The 19042-nt window shown below is 33.1% G+C and carries 17 protein-coding genes; 11 read left to right on the forward strand and 6 right to left on the reverse strand.

From position 1 onward, the window contains the following. Positions 1 to 135 precede the first annotated feature (135 nt). From ABJD27_RS20550 to atpD, 3 genes are all read right to left on the reverse strand, one after another. Entirely contained in the window at positions 136 to 960 is an 825-nt protein-coding gene (locus tag ABJD27_RS20550; protein WP_348163890.1) for a LytTR family DNA-binding domain-containing protein, read from the reverse strand. 63 nt (positions 961 to 1023) lie between these two features. After that, positions 1024 to 1302, reverse strand: a complete 279-nt coding sequence (locus ABJD27_RS20555) for a F0F1 ATP synthase subunit epsilon (RefSeq protein WP_348163893.1) — start codon at positions 1300 to 1302, stop codon at positions 1024 to 1026. Between the two features lie 141 nt (positions 1303 to 1443). Next, complete coding sequence (atpD, locus tag ABJD27_RS20560) at positions 1444 to 2952, reverse strand: F0F1 ATP synthase subunit beta (protein ID WP_348163896.1); 1509 nt, start codon at positions 2950 to 2952, stop codon at positions 1444 to 1446. 293 nt (positions 2953 to 3245) lie between these two features. On the opposite strand from atpD, the gene ABJD27_RS20565 reads away from it, so the two are divergent. The 7 genes from ABJD27_RS20565 (at position 3246) to ABJD27_RS20595 (ending at position 11027) form a co-directional block, all read left to right on the forward strand. Then, entirely contained in the window at positions 3246 to 3920 is a 675-nt protein-coding gene (locus ABJD27_RS20565) for a DUF4956 domain-containing protein (RefSeq protein WP_348163899.1), read from the forward strand. Positions 3921 to 3934: 14 nt separating this feature from the next. Next, on the forward strand, positions 3935 to 6955 hold the full coding sequence (locus ABJD27_RS20570) for a hypothetical protein (protein WP_348163902.1): 3021 nt from the start codon (positions 3935 to 3937) through the stop codon (positions 6953 to 6955). After that, entirely contained in the window at positions 6936 to 7670 is a 735-nt protein-coding gene (locus ABJD27_RS20575) for a VTC domain-containing protein (RefSeq protein ID WP_348163905.1), read from the forward strand. Before ABJD27_RS20570 ends, ABJD27_RS20575 begins: the two co-directional genes overlap by 20 nt. A gap of 179 nt (positions 7671 to 7849) precedes the next feature. Beyond that, positions 7850 to 8503, forward strand: a complete 654-nt coding sequence (locus tag ABJD27_RS20580) for a hypothetical protein (protein ID WP_348163908.1) — start codon at positions 7850 to 7852, stop codon at positions 8501 to 8503. 60 nt (positions 8504 to 8563) lie between these two features. Continuing rightward, on the forward strand, positions 8564 to 9631 hold the full coding sequence (locus tag ABJD27_RS20585) for a sensor histidine kinase (RefSeq protein WP_348163911.1): 1068 nt from the start codon (positions 8564 to 8566) through the stop codon (positions 9629 to 9631). Then, positions 9618 to 10316, forward strand: a complete 699-nt coding sequence (locus tag ABJD27_RS20590; protein ID WP_348163913.1) for a LytTR family DNA-binding domain-containing protein — start codon at positions 9618 to 9620, stop codon at positions 10314 to 10316. The genes ABJD27_RS20585 and ABJD27_RS20590 overlap by 14 nt, the downstream gene beginning before the upstream one ends. A 117-nt stretch (positions 10317 to 10433) precedes the next feature. Further along, positions 10434 to 11027: an inorganic diphosphatase gene (locus ABJD27_RS20595; protein WP_348163916.1), complete on the forward strand. Its 594-nt coding sequence runs from the start codon at positions 10434 to 10436 to the stop codon at positions 11025 to 11027. 91 nt (positions 11028 to 11118) lie between these two features. Here the strand turns inward: ABJD27_RS20595 and glmS are convergent, their stop codons facing one another. The 3 genes from glmS to ABJD27_RS20610 are packed head-to-tail and all read right to left on the reverse strand — an operon-like array spanning position 11119 to position 15508. Beyond that, a complete protein-coding gene (gene glmS / locus ABJD27_RS20600) occupies positions 11119 to 12966 on the reverse strand; it encodes a glutamine--fructose-6-phosphate transaminase (isomerizing) (protein WP_348163919.1) in 1848 nt (615 codons plus the stop codon). A gap of 27 nt (positions 12967 to 12993) precedes the next feature. Next, a complete protein-coding gene (locus ABJD27_RS20605) occupies positions 12994 to 14691 on the reverse strand; it encodes a DUF4270 domain-containing protein (protein WP_348163922.1) in 1698 nt (565 codons plus the stop codon). Positions 14692 to 14698: 7 nt separating this feature from the next. Further along, complete coding sequence (locus ABJD27_RS20610) at positions 14699 to 15508, reverse strand: glycogen/starch synthase (RefSeq protein WP_348163925.1); 810 nt, start codon at positions 15506 to 15508, stop codon at positions 14699 to 14701. Positions 15509 to 15615: 107 nt separating this feature from the next. On the opposite strand from ABJD27_RS20610, the gene panC reads away from it, so the two are divergent. From panC to ABJD27_RS20630, 4 genes are read left to right on the forward strand one after another with little or no spacing between them, the layout of a single operon-like run. Then, on the forward strand, positions 15616 to 16464 hold the full coding sequence (gene panC / locus ABJD27_RS20615) for a pantoate--beta-alanine ligase (protein WP_348163928.1): 849 nt from the start codon (positions 15616 to 15618) through the stop codon (positions 16462 to 16464). Positions 16465 to 16482: 18 nt separating this feature from the next. Beyond that, positions 16483 to 16833 (forward strand): aspartate 1-decarboxylase, encoded by a 351-nt coding sequence (panD, locus tag ABJD27_RS20620; protein WP_299761104.1) that lies wholly within the window; start codon positions 16483 to 16485, stop codon positions 16831 to 16833. Between the two features lie 4 nt (positions 16834 to 16837). Next, positions 16838 to 17803 (forward strand): lysylphosphatidylglycerol synthase transmembrane domain-containing protein, encoded by a 966-nt coding sequence (locus tag ABJD27_RS20625; protein WP_348163931.1) that lies wholly within the window; start codon positions 16838 to 16840, stop codon positions 17801 to 17803. 37 nt (positions 17804 to 17840) lie between these two features. Next, entirely contained in the window at positions 17841 to 18989 is a 1149-nt protein-coding gene (locus tag ABJD27_RS20630) for an alpha/beta hydrolase-fold protein (RefSeq protein WP_348163934.1), read from the forward strand. Positions 18990 to 19042 lie beyond the last annotated feature (53 nt).

Here is a 19042-nt window from a genome sequence, read left to right on the forward strand (position 1 = left end):
TTTCAAAAAGCGTTTCATATCTATTGCATTTAAAAGCAAATAAATATGTTCTGATGTTCTTTTTAAAAAAAATGATGCTACACACTAGAGTTTGTGGTCAGTAGATACTTTTTGGGGTCAATAAATAACGTATTGTTATGAAGACAATTCTTTCTTTATACTCTCAAAATACGTTTTAGAAACTGTAATAGGATTTTCTACTCCTTTCAAGTATATCTTTGCATTTTGAGCATTTCCTCTAAGCTCTTTTACATGTATAGGATGTATAATAAATGATCTATGTATTCTTATTAAATCAGGTAGTTGAGCATGAATATTTTTTAATGTACTACGTAGCATTTTTTCTTTAATACCATCTGGTGTCAAGTGAGAGATAAATACATAATTATCTTCTGATCTTACAAAAAGTATATCTGTAAGTACACACTCAAAAACATCTTTTTTTAGCGCTCCCTTAACTGTTACCTCTTTAACATTAGATATTTTACTAGAAGTTATTTCTTCTTTAGATAAAGGTTTTAAGCCATAATAACGTCTTAATACAATCATTAAAATACTGACTAAAATTCCAAAACCTAAAAACATATTTTGATACCACCATAAAAACCAATCTAGTTGTAATCGCTCTGTGCTTTTATTAATACACAATTCTGTATATAAAAAAGTAATTACAATAACTATTGAAATAAACAGGAACGAAAACAATATCTCTTCTAGCCATTTCCATACTTTAAGAAAATGCATATAAACGTTAGAAAGAGAAACAAAAAGTAAATAACTTAAGAAGACAATACCTCCGTATCCTGCAAAATATAGATTTTTATAGGGATCAGAATAATTATTTGCTCCCATAGGTTCTAGAAAAATAACAAGAAATCCAATGAAGAAACCTAGAGAGACACCAATTAAAAAATGGTATCTAAATGATTTTATAAAAGGGAAAGGCGCGTTTAAAAACATAAAAAAATCCCTGCTTACAATAAGCAGGGATTAAATATACCAATTTAGATTATATAGCGTAAATTAATCTGCCAATACAATCACTTTATTATTATTCATTTCCAGAGTTCCGCTTGTAATAGCTAATGACCATTTACCATCACTTTCTTTTACAAATTTCTCTTCAAAACCTTCAGTAATTTCTGGATTTCCTTCAAACTTCACTTTTCCTTCTAGAAGAAGTGATACCACAGCAGCGTGATTGTTTAACATTTGGAATTCTCCATTTACTCCAGGTACAATAACAGACGTTACTTCCCCTTTTACTAAAGATGCTTCTGGTGTAACAATTTCTAAGTGCATAGTTAAACTTGTTTAACTACTCTGAATTTATTTTCAGAGTCTTAATTATTTAAAAAAGAGGTTCATTTAATATTCCTCTCTGCTCTTCGAGCATCTCTCCCAAAGGGAGAGAAATAGTATCCAATACTTCTAAGTTTTACTCTATGCCTCAGCAAGCATTTTTTCTCCAGCTTCGATAGCTTCTTCAATTGTTCCTTTAAGGTTAAAAGCTGCTTCTGGAAGATGATCTAACTCACCATCCATAATCATATTAAATCCTTTGATTGTTTCTTTAATATCTACAAGCACACCTTTTAATCCTGTAAACTGCTCTGCTACGTGGAAAGGTTGTGATAAGAAACGTTGTACACGACGTGCACGGTATACAGATTGCTTATCTTCTTCAGAAAGTTCTTCCATACCAAGAATTGCAATAATATCTTGAAGCTCTTTATAACGCTGTAATAACTCTTTTACTCGTTGTGCACAATCATAATGCTCATTACCTAAGATATCTGCAGTAAGGATACGAGATGTAGAATCTAGTGGATCTACCGCTGGGTAAATACCTAGCTCTGCAATCTTACGTGAAAGTACTGTTGTTGCATCAAGGTGAGCAAACGTTGTTGCTGGTGCTGGATCGGTAAGGTCATCTGCAGGTACGTATACCGCTTGTACAGATGTAATAGATCCTCTTTTTGTTGAAGTAATACGCTCTTGCATCGCTCCCATCTCTGTTGCAAGTGTAGGTTGGTACCCTACTGCAGATGGCATACGTCCAAGAAGTGCAGATACCTCAGAACCTGCTTGTGTAAAACGGAATATATTATCTACGAAGAAAAGTACATCTTTTCCTTGTCCTTCTCCTGCTCCATCACGGAAATACTCAGCAATGGTAAGTCCTGAAAGTGCCACACGAGCACGAGCTCCAGGAGGCTCATTCATTTGTCCGAATACGAAAGTAGCTTTAGAACCTTTCATAGCTTCTTTATCTACCTTAGAAAGATCCCATCCTCCTTCTTCCATAGAGTGCATAAAATCATCTCCGTATTTGATAATACCAGATTCAAGCATCTCTCTCAAAAGGTCATTTCCTTCACGTGTACGTTCTCCTACTCCTGCAAATACAGAAAGTCCTCCGTGTCCTTTTGCAATATTGTTAATCAACTCTTGAATAAGTACAGTCTTACCTACTCCTGCTCCTCCAAATAATCCAATCTTACCTCCTTTTGCATAAGGCTCAATAAGATCGATTACTTTAATACCAGTAAAAAGTACTTCTGTAGATGTTGATAAATCTTCAAATTTTGGTGCATCACGGTGAATAGGAAGTCCTTCTTCACCTGCTTTTGGCAAGTTACCGATACCATCTATGGCATCTCCGATTACGTTAAAAAGACGTCCATATATATCATCTCCTATAGGCATCTGGATTGGTGCTCCAGTAGCTCTAGCATCTACACCACGGCTTAATCCGTCTGTAGAATCCATTGAGATTGTACGTACTGTGTTTTCACCAATATGTGACTGTACTTCAAGAACTAATAGAGTTCCGTTTGAGTTTGTCACCTCTAGTGAATCGTAAATTTTCGGTAATTCAGCTCCGTTTGCAAACTCTACGTCTACTACTGGGCCAATAATTTGTGCAACTTTACCTGTAACTTTTGACATTATTAACTATTTAATGTTTAGCAAAATATATGATGAAAAATACTTCGTTTTTCACCGCGCAAAGATACTGTTTTCTTCTTTATATAAAAGCCTATTAGATTTAATTTTTATGAAGCTGTTTTTGCTTTCGCGAAAGCGCACTCAAACCCAACGCTCAAACTGTTATTTTTTCTTAAAAAGAATATAGTATTCCTTCCTTAGTTTTCTAGCGAATACACGGAAAAATGACAAAAATTTAGTTCTTTTGGACAAATAAATTTACATTCGCTTAATTAAAACTTTACATATACTTCATGGACAAATTTTTAGACCAGTTTTCTTTAAACTTTGAAGATTCTTTTTCTCTTACAAATTATGTGGCATACATCTTATTATGTGCCACTTTACTATATATACTGTCTCTAATCTATAACAGATACGGACAATCCATATCAAATAGAACACAGCTTTCTAAAGTATTAATGATTGTAGGACTTACCACCTTTATTATTATATCTATTGTAAAATCATCACTTGCATTATCGCTTGGACTTGTAGGAGCATTATCTATTGTACGTTTTAGAACAGCGATTAAAGAACCCGAAGAGTTAGGATACTTTTTTATGGCCATCGCTATAGGTTTAGGAATGGGAGCAAATCAATTACCCGCTACACTTATTGGATTTATCATCTTAATGCTTATTGTTGTATTACAACACAAAAGCGGAAAATCTTCTATCACTCAAAACCTACTAGTTAATCTGGAATGTGATATTGACCAGAAAACAGCTACTATAGAAAAAATAAGCGATGCAATAAGTGCAAATACAACACAACTAGAAGTAAAAAGAATAAAGCACGAAGAACGAGCGGTTGCGATTAACTTTCTGGTTAAAGTAACTTCTCTAGAAGATTTGAATAAAATCAATTCAAAACTGATCGCAATAGATCCTAAAGTACAAGTGACTTTTATAGACAATACTCTTTAAGTTGAGCTATACCCATGAAAATTAAAAACAATACCTCTACAAAAGTAAAAGCTTCTACTATAGTTGCTATTATAGGCGTATTACTTTTAAGTCTTTTTGTACTTACTAGAAGCAATTCGGGTGCTACAAAAGGAATTTCTACAACAGAAAGCGAAGAATCTGCAGATATAGAAAATCCAACGGTATTAAAAACAATAACATATACTGAGTTATTTGAGACTACCGATCATGAAATATACAACGATGCTACTTTAAATATATATATAGCAAATATATCTAATAATAATACCCCTAAATTAATTTACAAATACAAGAAAAAACCTGAAGGACGAGAGCTGTCAGATAATTTCTTTATGCATGTATATGTAAAGGACAGTTCTAAACTTAAAGGAAAATCTACATTTGCAAATGTAGATTTTAGACAAAAACCTGAGGTTATTAAAACCGACGAAACCACATATTATATTTTTCAAAAAGATCTCGTAAGTAGTAGTTATAAAGAGAGCTATATTCCTGTTGAAAACATAGCTTATATAAATACAGGACGTTTTCAACCCAAAGTAGGCAGATCTCTAGACATTAAAAAATTAACTATTGGAGATATCCCAGAAGATCAATTACATAATAAACTAGACAAAATAAATTTTACTATTAACCAAAAAGCCTTTACCAAAATCAAAGCAAAAAGAGATGATGCTTTAAGTAAAGGAATTCTTATATCTCAAGATGACGATATTGTAAATGGCCATGTTTCTTTAAACGGTAAAGAACCTCAAAAAGTAGAACTTCGACTCAAAGGAGATTGGACTGATCATTTAAAACATGAGAACAAGTGGTCGTATCGCTTTATCATGAAAGGGGAAAATACCTTTAAAGGGATGCGTAAATTTTCTGTACAGCACCCTATTGTTCGTAATTATTTATGGGAGTGGCTATTTAACAAAGCTATAAAAGAGAATGGACTGATAGGGCTACGGTATGACTTTGCAGATGTACATCTTACTGTAAAAGGTGTTACTAATCTAGAGATTCCTATGGGGATTATGGCTATAGAAGAATCTTTTGATAAAATTCTTATAGAGAATAATAAAAAACGAGAAGGGATTATAGTAGGTTTTGACGAATCATTACTATGGAAAGATCGAGAAAAACAGCGTATTCTAGGTTTAGAAGATAAATCACAATCTAGAGAACTACACAGTTTACGTAATGCACAAATTAAAGTTTTCAATGAGAACAAAGTGTTATCAGATCCTAAACTTTTAAAACAGTTTGAAACAGCAAAAGATCTACTGGAAGGTTTACGACAAGGAGACTATAAAACATCAGAAGTTTTTGATGTAGATCGCTTAGCAACTTTTATAGCACTTTCTAATCTTTTTGGGGGATATCACGGCTTGATATGGCATAATTTACGCATTTACTACAATCCTATTACCAATAAATTAGAACCTATCTCTTTTGACTCAAACAGTGGTACTCGCTTAAATAAAATAATTGAATACCCTATGTCTAAAGGCGATACTATTCTTCAAGAAAAAGTACTCGAAAAACTCAAATTAGTAAGTAGTTCTAGTTTTATTAATGATCTTATAGTACGCAATAATACCGAACTCGAATCATTAAAAATAGACTTATATACTGAATACAACACTTCTTTTGATCTAGATATTCTTGCACACAACAGTAATTTTATAAAAAAGAAAATTAATCCTGCTGTCCTGATTACTGCAGATTTATTGTCTTATGACAAAAAACAGATGAAGGTTGAAATAAGCAATGTTTCTGGATATCCAGTTACCATAGAACACCTTGCAGATTATGAAGGCAGAGTTTTAGGTTTAAACAAAGATCAAATTATTATAAAAGAAAAATCAAGTACTGTTGTAGACTTTAAACTAAGTAATTATTTTGTGAATGCCTTTGTTTCAAAAAAGAACAAAAAAGGAGCTTTTCAATATCCTAAAGATGTTCAGAAATTAAGGATCTCTCATTATGTTACTGGAGTAGATTCTAAAAGAGATGCCTCTATAAAACCGTATGGTAAAAATCCTACGTTAGAAAAGAGTATTGCTTATTACAAGAAAACAAGTACTCAGAACTTTCAGGAGTTTTCATTTATAGAAGAGCAGTCTGAAAACGTACTTGTATTTAAGGAAGGAACACACTTACTTACAAAAGATCTTATAATTCCATCTGGATATACGATACAAATATCTCCTGGTTGCACATTAGATTTTAGAAACAATGCATCCTTGATATCTTATGCTACGTTTATAAGTAATGGGACTAAAGAGAAGCCTATTACATTTTCTTCTTCTGATGGTACTGGAGGTGGTATTTTTATTTCAAATGCGACAGAGTTATCTCAAGTAAGTTATAGTCATTTTGACAACCTTTCAAATCCTCATTCACCTATTTGGTCTGTTTCTGGAGCGGTAAATTTTCACGAAAGTGATGTCACCATTTCAAACACTTCTTTTACCAATAATCGTTGTGAAGATGGATTAAACATTATACGTTCTTCATTTACGATGGTAGATACTAAATTTGAAGGGACTCAATCTGATGCATTTGATGGTGATTTTGTCACAGGAACTTTAGAACGGTGTACTTTTATAAATTCAGGAAATGATGGTATTGATGTCTCTGGATCAAATTTGGTTTTAAAAGATATTATTATAAAAAACCCATCAGACAAGGCGATAAGCGCTGGAGAAAACAGCACTATTACTGGAGAAGGTATAAAAGTATCTGGAGGAGAAATAGGCGTTGTGAGTAAAGATCTTTCAAAAATAAACTTGACCAATCTTAGTATTATAGATACTCGATTAGGTATTTCTGCATTTCAAAAAAAATCAGAGTATGGAGTGGCCTCTATCCAAATTTCAAAACTAACATTACAAAATAACGAACTTGATTATCTTATAGAAAACAAATCTAGCCTCATCATAGATAATGTCGCTGTAGAAACTGTGTCTAATAATGTGATTGACCAAATGTATGGAAAGGAATATGGAAAAAGCAGTCGCTAAGACCCATCACATTTCTGTGTCTAACAACTATAGATATGAACGCAAGTTTATCTATCAGGGTTGCACACCAGAAGATCTTATAGAAACTGTTGTTCTTACTAATTCTTTTTGCTTTCGCGAAATTTTCCACCGACGCACTGTCAACAATATATATTTTGATGATCAAGCCATGAGCTTTTATCATCAAAATGTGTCTGGAGATGAATTACGAGATAAATACCGATTACGATGGTATGGAGATGCATTTGAAAGTATAAACAATCCTGTTCTTGAAATAAAGAAAAAACACGGTGCTGTAGGCGATAAGTTATCTTTCGCTTTAAGCGGATTTACACATAATTTACAACAAAGCTCGTTAATAGAGACTCAGGAAAAAATACATCAAGAGATCCTTGATAAACATACTCCAGAACTCGCCTTAAGATTGAGTCGTTTAACACCTTCTTTATACAATTCTTATGAGCGCAGGTACTTCCTATCTGATTGTGATACTTTTAGAATTACCATAGACTACAATATGGCTTTTTATAATCCTCATTTTAGTGATTATACCATTTCTAAAGCACAACTATCGGATATTGTATTAGAATTAAAATACAACGTGTCTGACGACAAAGAAAGTCGCAAACTTACACAAGCACTTAGATCTCGATTGTCCAAAAACTCAAAATACGTAAGAGGGGTTGACCTCATACATCACCAACAAAGCAGTTGATTATCTTTAATCATATTGAGTTATCATTCATATAGTTTCTTAGTACCTAATTTGTTTTTAACAAGCATTCGTTTATTTACCTAAGCAGTGTTTGGCATAAGTTCCTTTGTGTTTGTCGAAATTTGTTGCACAATGAGATAAGAAGTTTGAGTTTAGCACAACTTTTAAAATCAAACACTATGAAATCAAAAGCAATCATTTTATTAGCTTCCGTTTTACTTTTTAGTTCCTGTATTATAAAATCAATTCAGCCTTTTTACCTGAAAAATAGTTTGTCTTACAACAAAGCGCTTATTGGAAAGTGGGCAGATCAAAAAGGGGGACAATGGGAAGTCATCTCCATGAAAGAGGAATTTATAAAAGACAAAAAGGAAGGGCTGATCTTTTCTGACGATGACAAAAAAGCCTATGAGAATTATAAAGATGGTTATTTTATTAATTACATAAAAAAAGAAAAAGAGGTTTCCTTTATAGCCATGCCTTTTATAATAGATAACCAGTATTTTGTAGATTTCATCCCATTTGACATAAATACAGATGCTATTAACAGCTTAGCTTCAGAGCATTTACTAAAAACACATTCTGTAGCCAAACTTGATGTCAATTCAGATACAAATGTATCTTTTTCATGGCTTAGCGAAGAACGCATTAAAAATTTATTTAACGAGAGTACATTGCGATTAAAACATGAAACTGTCGGACCAGAAGAAGCCCTTTTATTAACCGCTTCGTCTCAAGAACTCACTGCATTCTTAAAAAAGTATCTCAAAGCAGATATTAAAGATAAATGGAAGTCATCAGATGCATTAATGCTAGTTAAAGAAATTATTTAATAGCTTAGAGCAAGAAAAATGAGATACATCGTTTATCTGACTTCTCAATACGTATAATGAATGCAACACCTTAGCTTTAATACACTCATAAAAAAGAGCGACTACCACAGACCACTTTTATTTAATAGTGTGCTGTGGTTATTAGCATTTGTGATTTTGCTTTTTATTTTCTCAAAAGGAAACACTCCCATAAAAGTTGATTATATATATACTGTTGCTTTCTTACTTTTTATGGCAATTCCTGTAAGTATTAATTTTTACATCTTAATTCCAAAATTTTTAAAACTCGAAAAATATATAGCATATGTTAGTCTCTTTATTTTAAACTTACTCTTATTTTCAATATTAAGTAGTTTATTCTTTCAAGCTTCATTAGATACTTTATTTCCTAATTTCTTCTTTATTTCATATCTATCAAAGACCAATAGCTACGTCATTTTTAGTATTTTTTTAGTGGCGACAACCCTCTTTAAATTAGCAGAAGACTGGTTTTATTTTAACACAAATGAAAACAAAAATCTAAAACTTAAGAACCAACATATAGAAACCCAACTGTCCTCATTACGTTCACAAATGAATCCACATTTTTTATTTAATTCATTAAATGTAATTTATGCATTAGCATTAGAACAAAAAGGAGAAATCACAAAGGCTATTGTAGAGCTTTCGGACATACTGCGATATGTGATTTATGATTCAGATACTAAACGCGTAACATTAAAGGATGAAATAAAACTATTGCAAAACTATATTGCTTTTCAAAAACATCGCGTTCAAGTTTCTAATCTTGTTGATTTTAAAATAGCTGTCAAAAATGAAAATTTCAAGATATATCCTATGTTATTATTACCACTATTAGAGAATAGCTATAAATATGGCATTACAAACACAGATTCTTCCGATCTTATACAAATCAGTCTTTCACAACATGAAAATCAATTTGAATTTATTATTAAAAACGCCAACATAGGGCTTAAGAATAATTTAGATAGTGACTATTCTGGAGTAGGATTAGAAAACTTAAAAAATAACTTACATTTAGTTTATCCCAAGAAACATCAATTCAGCATCAAAAACACTACCAAAACATTTACAGTAATTATTCAAATCACAGATGAGCAATATTAAAACCAACGCCATACGTTGCCTTATTATTGACGATGAAATATCTTCACAAAGAGTGTTACAGCATTTTATTAAAGATACAGAGGTATTAGAATTAAAGCATGTATGCGCTAATGCTTTTGAGGCTTTCAAGTATTTACAATTACACGAGGATATTGATTTATTATTTTTAGACATTAATATGCCTCAACAATCAGGATTAGATTTTTATAAAAGCCTACAACACCCTCCTGCTGTAATTTTTACTACAGCATACCCGCAATATGCTGTAGATGGATTTGAAGTAAATGCTATAGACTATTTACTAAAACCCATTGCTTACGAGCGCTTTTTATCAGCCATAAACAAGGTAATACAAACAATATCACATCATCAGGAAGTCGATGATTTTTTAATTTTAAAAGAAAACAAAGTCTTACACAAAGTGTTTTTTACAGATATACAATATGTAGAAGCATTTGGGGACTATGTGAAAGTGGTTTTAGAAAACAAAGTCATTGTAACACACAGTACATTTTCTCGGTTTATAGAGGGTTTACCTCCTTCTTTTATACGCACCCATAAATCATTTAGTATTAATTTACAAAAAATGAACCATCTCTCTGGTAATCAAATAACATTAGACTCACATACCATCCCTATTGGTCAAACGTATAAAGCTAGTGTTCTAAATGCTTTAAAACTGTAAAGTATTTCTTTTTTATTATATCGTTCCATTTTTACATATCATTTATCAAACCCTAAAACAATGTATCTTTAACACGTTTTTTATTCATCAAACAACTCATTTAATTTTACAAATCATATGCGCGTTTTTGGCATCCTACTTATATCATTATCTCTTATACATTGTACTTCTGTAAAAGACATTTATAATACACCCACATTTTCTGAAAATGGTGCTATACATTGTGTTATTGAAATTCCAGGAGGTACTAGCAAAAAAGTAGAATTTAACCCTAAGACAAAAACTTTTGAAATTGACCAAAGGAACGGGACTGACCGCATCATTTCTTTTCTTCCATATCCTGCAAATTACGGCTTTATTCCCTCAACGCTATCGGATCATGCATTAGGAGGAGATGGTGATGCTCTTGACATTTTATTAATCTCCGAATCTTTGCCTACAGGATCCATCGTAGAAATTATTCCTATAGGAATGCTTAAACTTCTAGATAACGGAGAATATGATTATAAAATTATTTGCGTCCCTAGCGATTCTAATATGCGTATTATAACTGCTACAAATTATGACGAGTTTATATCAAAATATAGTAAAGCAAAAGATATTATAGAATCTTGGTTTTTACATTATGACACTGGCGGCGATCCTCTAGTAAGTAAAGGATGGGGAGATGAAAAAGAAGCATTACAGGAGATTAACAAAAGTCTAAAATAAATAACATCCTCTTTCTTAGATAAACTATCATAAAAAAATCCCACTATTAAGCGGGATTTTTTTATGATAGTACGTCTGCGTAAAATTATAATTATTCTACTGTAACAGATTTAGCTAAATTTCTAGGTTGATCTACATTTTTATCAAGCATTACTGCTATATGATATGACAACAACTGTAATGGAATAGTTGCCAATAATGGTGTAAACGGCTCTAATGTTTCTGGTATTTCAATCACATGATCTGCCAGTTTCCTTACCTCTTCATCACCTTCGGTTACAATACCTATGATCTTACCGCTACGGGCTTTTATCTCTTCTACATTACTCACTACTTTTTCGTAATGCCCCTTTTTGGTTGCTATAACAACAACTGGCATTTGCTCATCTATCAATGCAATAGGTCCATGCTTCATCTCTGCCGCTGGATATCCTTCTGCATGTATATATGATATCTCTTTAAGTTTAAGAGCTCCTTCTAATGCTACAGGAAAATTATAACCACGTCCTAAGTATAATGCGTTAGAAGCATCTTTATATTGGGCAGCAACATGCTCTGCCTGATCATTACATTTTAAAGCTTTTGCAACTTTTCCAGGAATACGTTCTAGTTCTTGTAGATATGCTCTAAATTCTGAATTAGAAAGTTTTCCTTTATGTTTAGCAAGTTTTAGCGCTATTAATGTTAGAATTGTAATTTGAGTTGTAAATGCTTTTGTAGAAGCAACTCCGATTTCTGGTCCTGCATGCGTATAAGCTCCTGCATGAGTTTCTCTAGAAATAGATGACCCTACAACATTACATACTCCAAATACAAAGGCACCTTGTTCTTTTGCTAGTTTTATTGCCGCCATCGTATCTGCAGTCTCCCCACTTTGCGAGATTGCAATAACAACATCATCTTTATAAACTATTGGGTTTCTATACCTAAACTCAGATGCATACTCTACCTCTACCGGTATACGAGCAAATTCTTCAAATATATATTCTGCCACTAAACCTGCATGCCAAGAAGTACCACAAGCAACAACAATAATACGTCGTGCATTTAAGAACTTATCTAGGTTATCATCGATACCCGCCATTTTTATAATAGCTTGATCCACCAGCATACGTCCTCTAAAAGTATCTGTAATAGCATCAGGCTGCTCATAAATCTCTTTAAGCATAAAGTGATCGTAACCTCCTTTTTCTATTTGCTCAAGATTTAATTGAAGTTCTTGTATATATGGATCTACTAAAGAGTCATCCTTAATTTTACGTATTTTTAATTTTTTATGATTACGCACGACAGCCATTTCTCCATCTTCAAGATAGATCGCATTGTTTGTATACTCAATAAATGGAGTTGCATCAGAAGCAATAAAAAACTCATTTTCTCCTACTCCTATTGCTAGCGGGCTACCTAAACGAGCAACAACTATTTCATTAGGCTTTGTCTTATCAAATACCGCTACCGCATATGCACCTATAGTTTGATTAAGTGCTATCTGAACAGCCTTACCTAATTTTACACCTTCCTTAATCTTCACATCTTCGATCAGATTTACAAGAACTTCTGTATCTGTATCTGATGTAAAGGTATATCCTCTATTAATAAGTTCTTTACGTAATGGATCATAATTTTCTATAATTCCATTATGTATAATTACAAGATTCCCAGAATTAGAAATATGTGGATGAGAGTTTATATCGTTAGGAACTCCATGGGTAGCCCATCTTGTATGACCTATTCCAATAGAACCATTTGTAGAAATTTCACTTTCTAAACGATTTTTTAAATCTTCTACTTTCCCTTTTGTTTTAGAAACTTTAAGGTTTTTCCCGTCATAAAGTGCTATTCCTGCACTATCATACCCTCTATACTCAAGACGTTGTAATCCTTGTAATACAATAGGATACGCATCTCTATACCCTATATAACCGACAATTCCGCACATACTGCTATATGTTGTTATTGAATTATGTTAATTATCTAATCCTAAAATCTGACCACAAGGGCTATTAGGATCTATATCTCCAGTTAATGTATAGAATATTCTTAGCTTTAATCTTCTTGCATCATCTGTACTTAAATTTCCATGAAGGATTGTTCCTTCTGGAGAAATTACACTAGAAATAGGGGTTCTTTGCGCATCCTCAATATCACCAGTGCCACCTATTATCGCTGTATTATCTACATTTACATTCTGTGACACTGCTAAAGCTAAGCGCACATTTGTAGAGTCATTTTTAATAATATTATTTATATGCTGCGTCATTCGGATTCTATAGCTCTGCCCTAGACTCGACTCATCTCCTTCTACTTCTCTTACTAACCTTCCTAGGTGATTTGTACGTGTATTAATAGGACCATTAATTCCAGAGGTATTATCTATCACACTATCTACCAATAAGCTATTGTTATCAAAATCAACTACAAAAACTCTTTCTGGTTCTAATACTCCTCCACCCGCTCCGAGATCATCTTGATCTACAAAAAAGGTCAAATTAGCTTCATTTATAATGATATTCTCACAAGTACGTAATATCTCTAATTGATCCGAAACTCCATCATCATCACTATCTGGTCCAAAAAGCTCGACAACAGCAATACTACCATCTCCCCCTTTTAGATAAAGATTATCCTCTCCATTTACAGTATCTGAGTTCTCTATAGCAGAAACAACAGACGGATTAAAATCATTCTGGTAGTCTATAACACTTACACCTCTAAGACCTATTGTAATTTCTCCAAGTCCATCATTAGTAGGATCACCAGGCTCGGCCGAATCATCATCCCCATCAAAACTATAGTATAATGTAATTCCTGCTTGATTAAAATCAAATAAGAATAAGTTCCCATCAGCATCTTCGCTTTCTGCTTTTAAGTAAAGGCCTCTGAAATAATCATTAAATGTATTAATGTTTAGAAGTACATCTTCTCCTTCTCTTTCAATAATATTTTGAGTCCAATAATCGATATTTAATTCCAGTCTAAGTGCTGGAGCAATGCGTTCCGAAAACTCTTTTACGACTTCTCCTGCTGCATCCACAATAGGCTCTCCATCTTCATCAAAAGTAACTTCGGTTAAAATGATTTCATCCGGTTCTGGAGTAAAATCATTTATTTGAAATAATAAATCTCCATCTACTCCTTGAAAATTAGGAACATCATTAGAAAAATAAATTTCAGGATCTTCAAAATTAGAATCAGGATCAAGATCATTTAAGAAAAAGTTTGATCTAAAAAGAGATAACTTAATCCCTCCTGTATTTCTAAATACAGAATCCAACTCATATGTATTATTCCCATCTTCATCTACCTCAACTTGTCTAGAAAAGTATGGTAGTGTAATTATAACACTATCTAGTTCTGTATTATCTCCAAAATTTGGATTTACTCTAGACAATCCCGCTTGAGATAAATAAGATGCAGTTGTTCTACCATATACAGGATCGTTATAAACCCCTAGAACACCTACTGGAGTTCCATTGGTTTGAACGCCTTCTGGGTAATTCATACTATAAGCAACAACATCTATGTCATCTACCATATCAGTATTAAAGTTTACCTCGCCAACTATGCTGGTTCCAACTTCTCCTAAATCCTCTTCACATGCAATACATGCAAACACAAAGATTAAGGCAACTATGCCTTTTCTTATATAATTATAAATTTTCATCGTAGTTTTACTCTAGTACTCTTGTGGTGTAAAATTCTTCGTACGCTTGTGGAAATTCCTCTTTCTTCTTATAAGGCAAAACAGGAATTTTTGTTGTGTTAAGTATCTTTGCAAGATCTTCATGTAGTTCTGAAGAGCCTATTATTGCTGCATCAGAATTCTTTACAACAACCTTCATAAGGTTTTCATATGTAGGATCTTGAAGCTCTTCTATGCTTTCTGTATCTATACCATCAAAAGCAATCTTATTAATCATTTCTTTATTTAATGATCCTTCAAACCCTTGATTATATATAGAAGTCACTATTTTACTTTGACTAAATAAAGGCTCGCTAGCATAATATTGCTTGAGATATAATGGTAATAACGAAGCTAACCATCCATGTACATGGATTATATCCGGAGACCAGTTTAACTTCTTTACTGTTTCTACCACTCCTTTTGCAAAGAAAATGGCACGTTCATCATTATCAGGAAAAAGATTTCCATCTTCATCTGTAAATGTAGCTTTCCTCTTAAAGTACTCTTCGTTATCTATAAAGTATACTTGAATACGTTCTTTAGGAATAGAAGCTACTTTTATAATGAGTGGCATATCAAAATCATTGATCACTAGATTCATTCCTGATAGCCTTATTACTTCATGTAATTGGTGCCTGCGCTCATTGATATTGCCATAGCGAGGCATAAAAATGCGTATTTGACCCCCCTTGGAATTCACCATTTGAGGAGCTTCAAACGACATAGAGGCAATTTCGGTCTCAGGTAAGTAAGGAATAACTTCAGATGACACGTACAATATCCTCTTATCTTTCATATATAGTATTGTTGATTACTTTTATGTGTAAAAACACGCAAAAATACTAAATTTTATGCAATCTGCCTTTAATATAGTAAGTTTGCAGGCGTTAATTTTTTGATAAAGTGAACTTAATAAAAACAAAAACTGAAATAGAAAAATATGTTTCAGAAAAAAGGAAGCAAAAATTTTCTATTGGCTTTGTCCCTACAATGGGTGCTTTGCACGAAGGACATGCATCACTCATTGAGTATGCTTTAAAACATCATGATTACGTTATTGTTAGCATTTTTGTAAACCCTACACAATTTAACAACTCATCAGATTTAGAAAAATACCCTCGAACTCTTGACCAAGACACCTCATTTCTAAGCACATACGGAAAAAGCGTATCTATCTATGCTCCTACCCCACAAGAAGTGTACGGCAACCAAGTGGTATCCAAACAATATAATTTTAAAGGGATTGAACATGTGATGGAAGGCACACATCGTCCTGGTCATTTTGATGGTGTTGGGACCGTTCTCAATCATCTATTTAGACAGGTAAATCCTGATGAAGCTTTTTTTGGAGAAAAAGATTTTCAGCAATTACTCATTGTTAAAAAACTTGTAGAAATTGAAAAATTACCTCTTAAAATAACAGGATGTCCTATTCATAGGCAAAAAAATGGACTAGCAATGAGCAGTCGTAACGCTAGACTTACACCTCAACAACTAGAAGAAGCTACTTTTATTTATAAAATACTCAAGCAGGTAAAAGAAGACTTTGAAACAAAAAGTGCCAAAACACTTAGAGCGTGGGTCACGACTCAATTTAAAAACAATCCACATCTTACTTTAGAATATTTTGAAATTTCTAATAGCACCCATTTGAGGCCGCTTTCGCGAAAGCGTACCCATCAAAAATACCGTGCTTTTATTGCTGCTTTTGCAGGAGAAATACGCCTTATAGACAACATGGCAATCAACTAAAATAACTATCTTTGTCTTATGCTAGTAAATGTTGTAAAATCTAAAATTCACCGTGTTAAAGTAACAGGCGCTGAATTACATTATATCGGAAGTATTACTATAGATGAAGATCTTTTGGATGCTGCCAACATCATAGAGGGAGAGCGAGTTCAAATTGTAAATGTGACCAATGGTGAACGCCTAGAAACATATGCCATTCCTGGCCCTAGAAAAAGTGGTGAAATTACCTTAAATGGGGCTGCCGCAAGAAAAGTTTCCAAGGGAGATATTTTGATCTTAATTGTATATGCATTTATGGATTTTGATGAAGCAAAAAAATTCAAACCCACACTTTGTTTCCCAGACGAAAGTACAAACCTATTAAAATAAGCCTGTGGCTTATAAAAACAAATTAATAAAAGCACTTAAAATTATACTCCCACTCTCATTGGGAGTTTTTTTAATGTGGTTATGGCTAGGGAGAATGACCCCTCAAGAAAGAATCATCTTGTGGGACAACATAAAAAATGCAAATCCATTATGGATTGCTATCTCTTTTGTTTTCTCCATATTAAGTCATCTATCTAGAGCCTATCGATGGAAGTTTATCCTAGAACCTATGGGATACAAACCCAAGTTAGGAAATAGTTTTGCTGCTGTTATGACTGCTTATTTTGCAAATACATTCGTATTAAGATCTGGAGAAGTTTTACGTGGAGTTGCTATACAACGTACTGATAAAATTCCTTTTGAAAAAGCATTTGGAACGATTGTCTCTGAACGTATTGCAGACCTGCTTATGTTACTTCTTATTATGGTTGCAGCTATTATTCTACAATCTACCGCTCTTATTGATTATTTTAAAACAGCAGCAAACCCGATCCCATCAATCATAACACTCGCGGCTTTATTAATTATAGGGATCGTAGGATTACGCATACTTAAAAAGTCATCACATCCCTTTATAGTTAAAATTAGAAATTTTGGATTAGGGATTTTAGAAGGAGTTAAAAGCATTTTGAATATGAAAAAAAATGCTGCTTTTATCTTCCATACCTTTTTTATATGGGGCATGTATATCGCCATGTTTTGGATTGTAACCCTTGCTGTTCCTGGACTTCAAGGTGTTTCTTTTGGAATCATACTAACTGCTTTTGTCATCGGCGCCTTTTCTATGAGTGCAACAAATGCAGGAATGGGGCTTTACCCTCTAGCGATGGCTGCTGTTTTTTCTTTTTTTGGGTATTTAAAAACCGATGGTGATGCTTTTGGATCTATCATGTGGGGAACTCAAACTATCTTTAATATAATTATAGGAGGATTATCTGCTCTTTATGTATTTATAATACGTCACAGATAAAATTTTGTATTTTAGGCACTCATTAAAAATAGCCCTAATGAAATCAATTCTATTTTCTGCTTTATTCCTGTGTACTTCTTTTGTCCTTACTGCACAGACACAATATGAAGAAATCTCTTCTATAAAGCTAGACGGGAGTCGTCAACTCAAAGTACAATTACCTCGTAATTATGAATCTAATTTAGAAAAGACATATCCTGTCATTATTGTCCTAGATGGAGATTACCTATTTGAACCTGTAGCTGGTAATGTAGATTACTACAGCTATTGGGAGGAAATGCCAGAAGCTATTGTTGTTGGTCTTAATCAGGTAGACACAAGAGAAGAAGACACTTACTATGATGAAGTAAGTTATTTGCCTATAGAAGGAGGCGTTGCTTTCTTTGAATTTATAGGTTTAGAATTAATGCCTTGGCTAGATGAAAAATACCGAACCAATCAGTTTAGAATGGTGGTTGGCCATGATCTTACTGCAAACTTTATGAATTATTATCTTATGAAAAGCCCTGCGCTTTTCCAAGGATATGTATCGTTAAGTCCTGATTTAGCACCAGAAATGGAAACTCGTCTTGTTGCTAGACTTGGAGCTACACAACAAAAAATATTTTATTACTTAGCAACAGCAACAGAAGACATTAAAGTATTAAGAGAAAGTATAGAACCTTTAAATAGCCAAATAAAACTTGTTACAAACGACAACGTAAGATACTATTATGACAATTTTGAAGGAGCTACACATTATTCTCTTGTAGGTCGTGCTATTCCAAAAGCAATAGAAGAAATATTTTCTATCTATCGCCCTATTAGCAAAAAAGAATACAAAGAAGTACTTCTTAAGTTAGATGGTTCTGCATACGATTATCTTATCGATAAATATACTACCGTAGAACAACTATTCGGACTCAATGATGCCATGCGTGTAAATGACATTATCGCTACCGGAAAAGCTATAGAAAAAAAATCAGATTGGGTAAGTATGGAAAAACTTGGACAACTCGCCAGAAAACAATATCCAGAAACTATGTTAGGCAATTACTATATTGCTTTATCACTAGAAAAATCTGGAGAACCCAAAAAAGCAATGCGTACATATCAAAGTGCGTATTTACTTGAAGAGATCTCTTTTTTAACCAAGGATTTAATGCTAGATAAAGCAGATAAAATTAAGTCTGACTTCGGATATTAAAACGATTAACAAGCATAAATAAAAGGGACTTCTTTAATTATTAGAGAAGTCCC

This window comes from Dokdonia sp., assembly GCF_039945015.1.
GTDB lineage: Bacteria > Bacteroidota > Bacteroidia > Flavobacteriales > Flavobacteriaceae > Dokdonia.

What these genes read in the sequence shown, in the direction of transcription:
- ABJD27_RS20555 (WP_348163893.1), bottom strand. Translation starts at nt 1,302, where the DNA reads ATGCACTTAGAAATTGTTACACCAGAAGCATCTTTAGTAAAAGGGGAA.
- ABJD27_RS20595 (WP_348163916.1), top strand. Translation starts at nt 10,434, where the DNA reads ATGCGCGTTTTTGGCATCCTACTTATATCATTATCTCTTATACATTGT.
- glmS (WP_348163919.1), bottom strand. Translation starts at nt 12,966, where the DNA reads ATGTGCGGAATTGTCGGTTATATAGGGTATAGAGATGCGTATCCTATT.
- ABJD27_RS20610 (WP_348163925.1), bottom strand. Translation starts at nt 15,508, where the DNA reads ATGAAAGATAAGAGGATATTGTACGTGTCATCTGAAGTTATTCCTTAC.
- ABJD27_RS20590 (WP_348163913.1), top strand. Translation starts at nt 9,618, where the DNA reads ATGAGCAATATTAAAACCAACGCCATACGTTGCCTTATTATTGACGAT.
- ABJD27_RS20565 (WP_348163899.1), top strand. Translation starts at nt 3,246, where the DNA reads ATGGACAAATTTTTAGACCAGTTTTCTTTAAACTTTGAAGATTCTTTT.
- ABJD27_RS20575 (WP_348163905.1), top strand. Translation starts at nt 6,936, where the DNA reads ATGGAAAAAGCAGTCGCTAAGACCCATCACATTTCTGTGTCTAACAAC.
- ABJD27_RS20550 (WP_348163890.1), bottom strand. Translation starts at nt 960, where the DNA reads ATGTTTTTAAACGCGCCTTTCCCTTTTATAAAATCATTTAGATACCAT.
- ABJD27_RS20585 (WP_348163911.1), top strand. Translation starts at nt 8,564, where the DNA reads ATGCAACACCTTAGCTTTAATACACTCATAAAAAAGAGCGACTACCAC.
- ABJD27_RS20605 (WP_348163922.1), bottom strand. Translation starts at nt 14,691, where the DNA reads ATGAAAATTTATAATTATATAAGAAAAGGCATAGTTGCCTTAATCTTT.
- ABJD27_RS20580 (WP_348163908.1), top strand. Translation starts at nt 7,850, where the DNA reads ATGAAATCAAAAGCAATCATTTTATTAGCTTCCGTTTTACTTTTTAGT.
- atpD (WP_348163896.1), bottom strand. Translation starts at nt 2,952, where the DNA reads ATGTCAAAAGTTACAGGTAAAGTTGCACAAATTATTGGCCCAGTAGTA.
- ABJD27_RS20570 (WP_348163902.1), top strand. Translation starts at nt 3,935, where the DNA reads ATGAAAATTAAAAACAATACCTCTACAAAAGTAAAAGCTTCTACTATA.
- ABJD27_RS20630 (WP_348163934.1), top strand. Translation starts at nt 17,841, where the DNA reads ATGAAATCAATTCTATTTTCTGCTTTATTCCTGTGTACTTCTTTTGTC.
- panD (WP_299761104.1), top strand. Translation starts at nt 16,483, where the DNA reads ATGCTAGTAAATGTTGTAAAATCTAAAATTCACCGTGTTAAAGTAACA.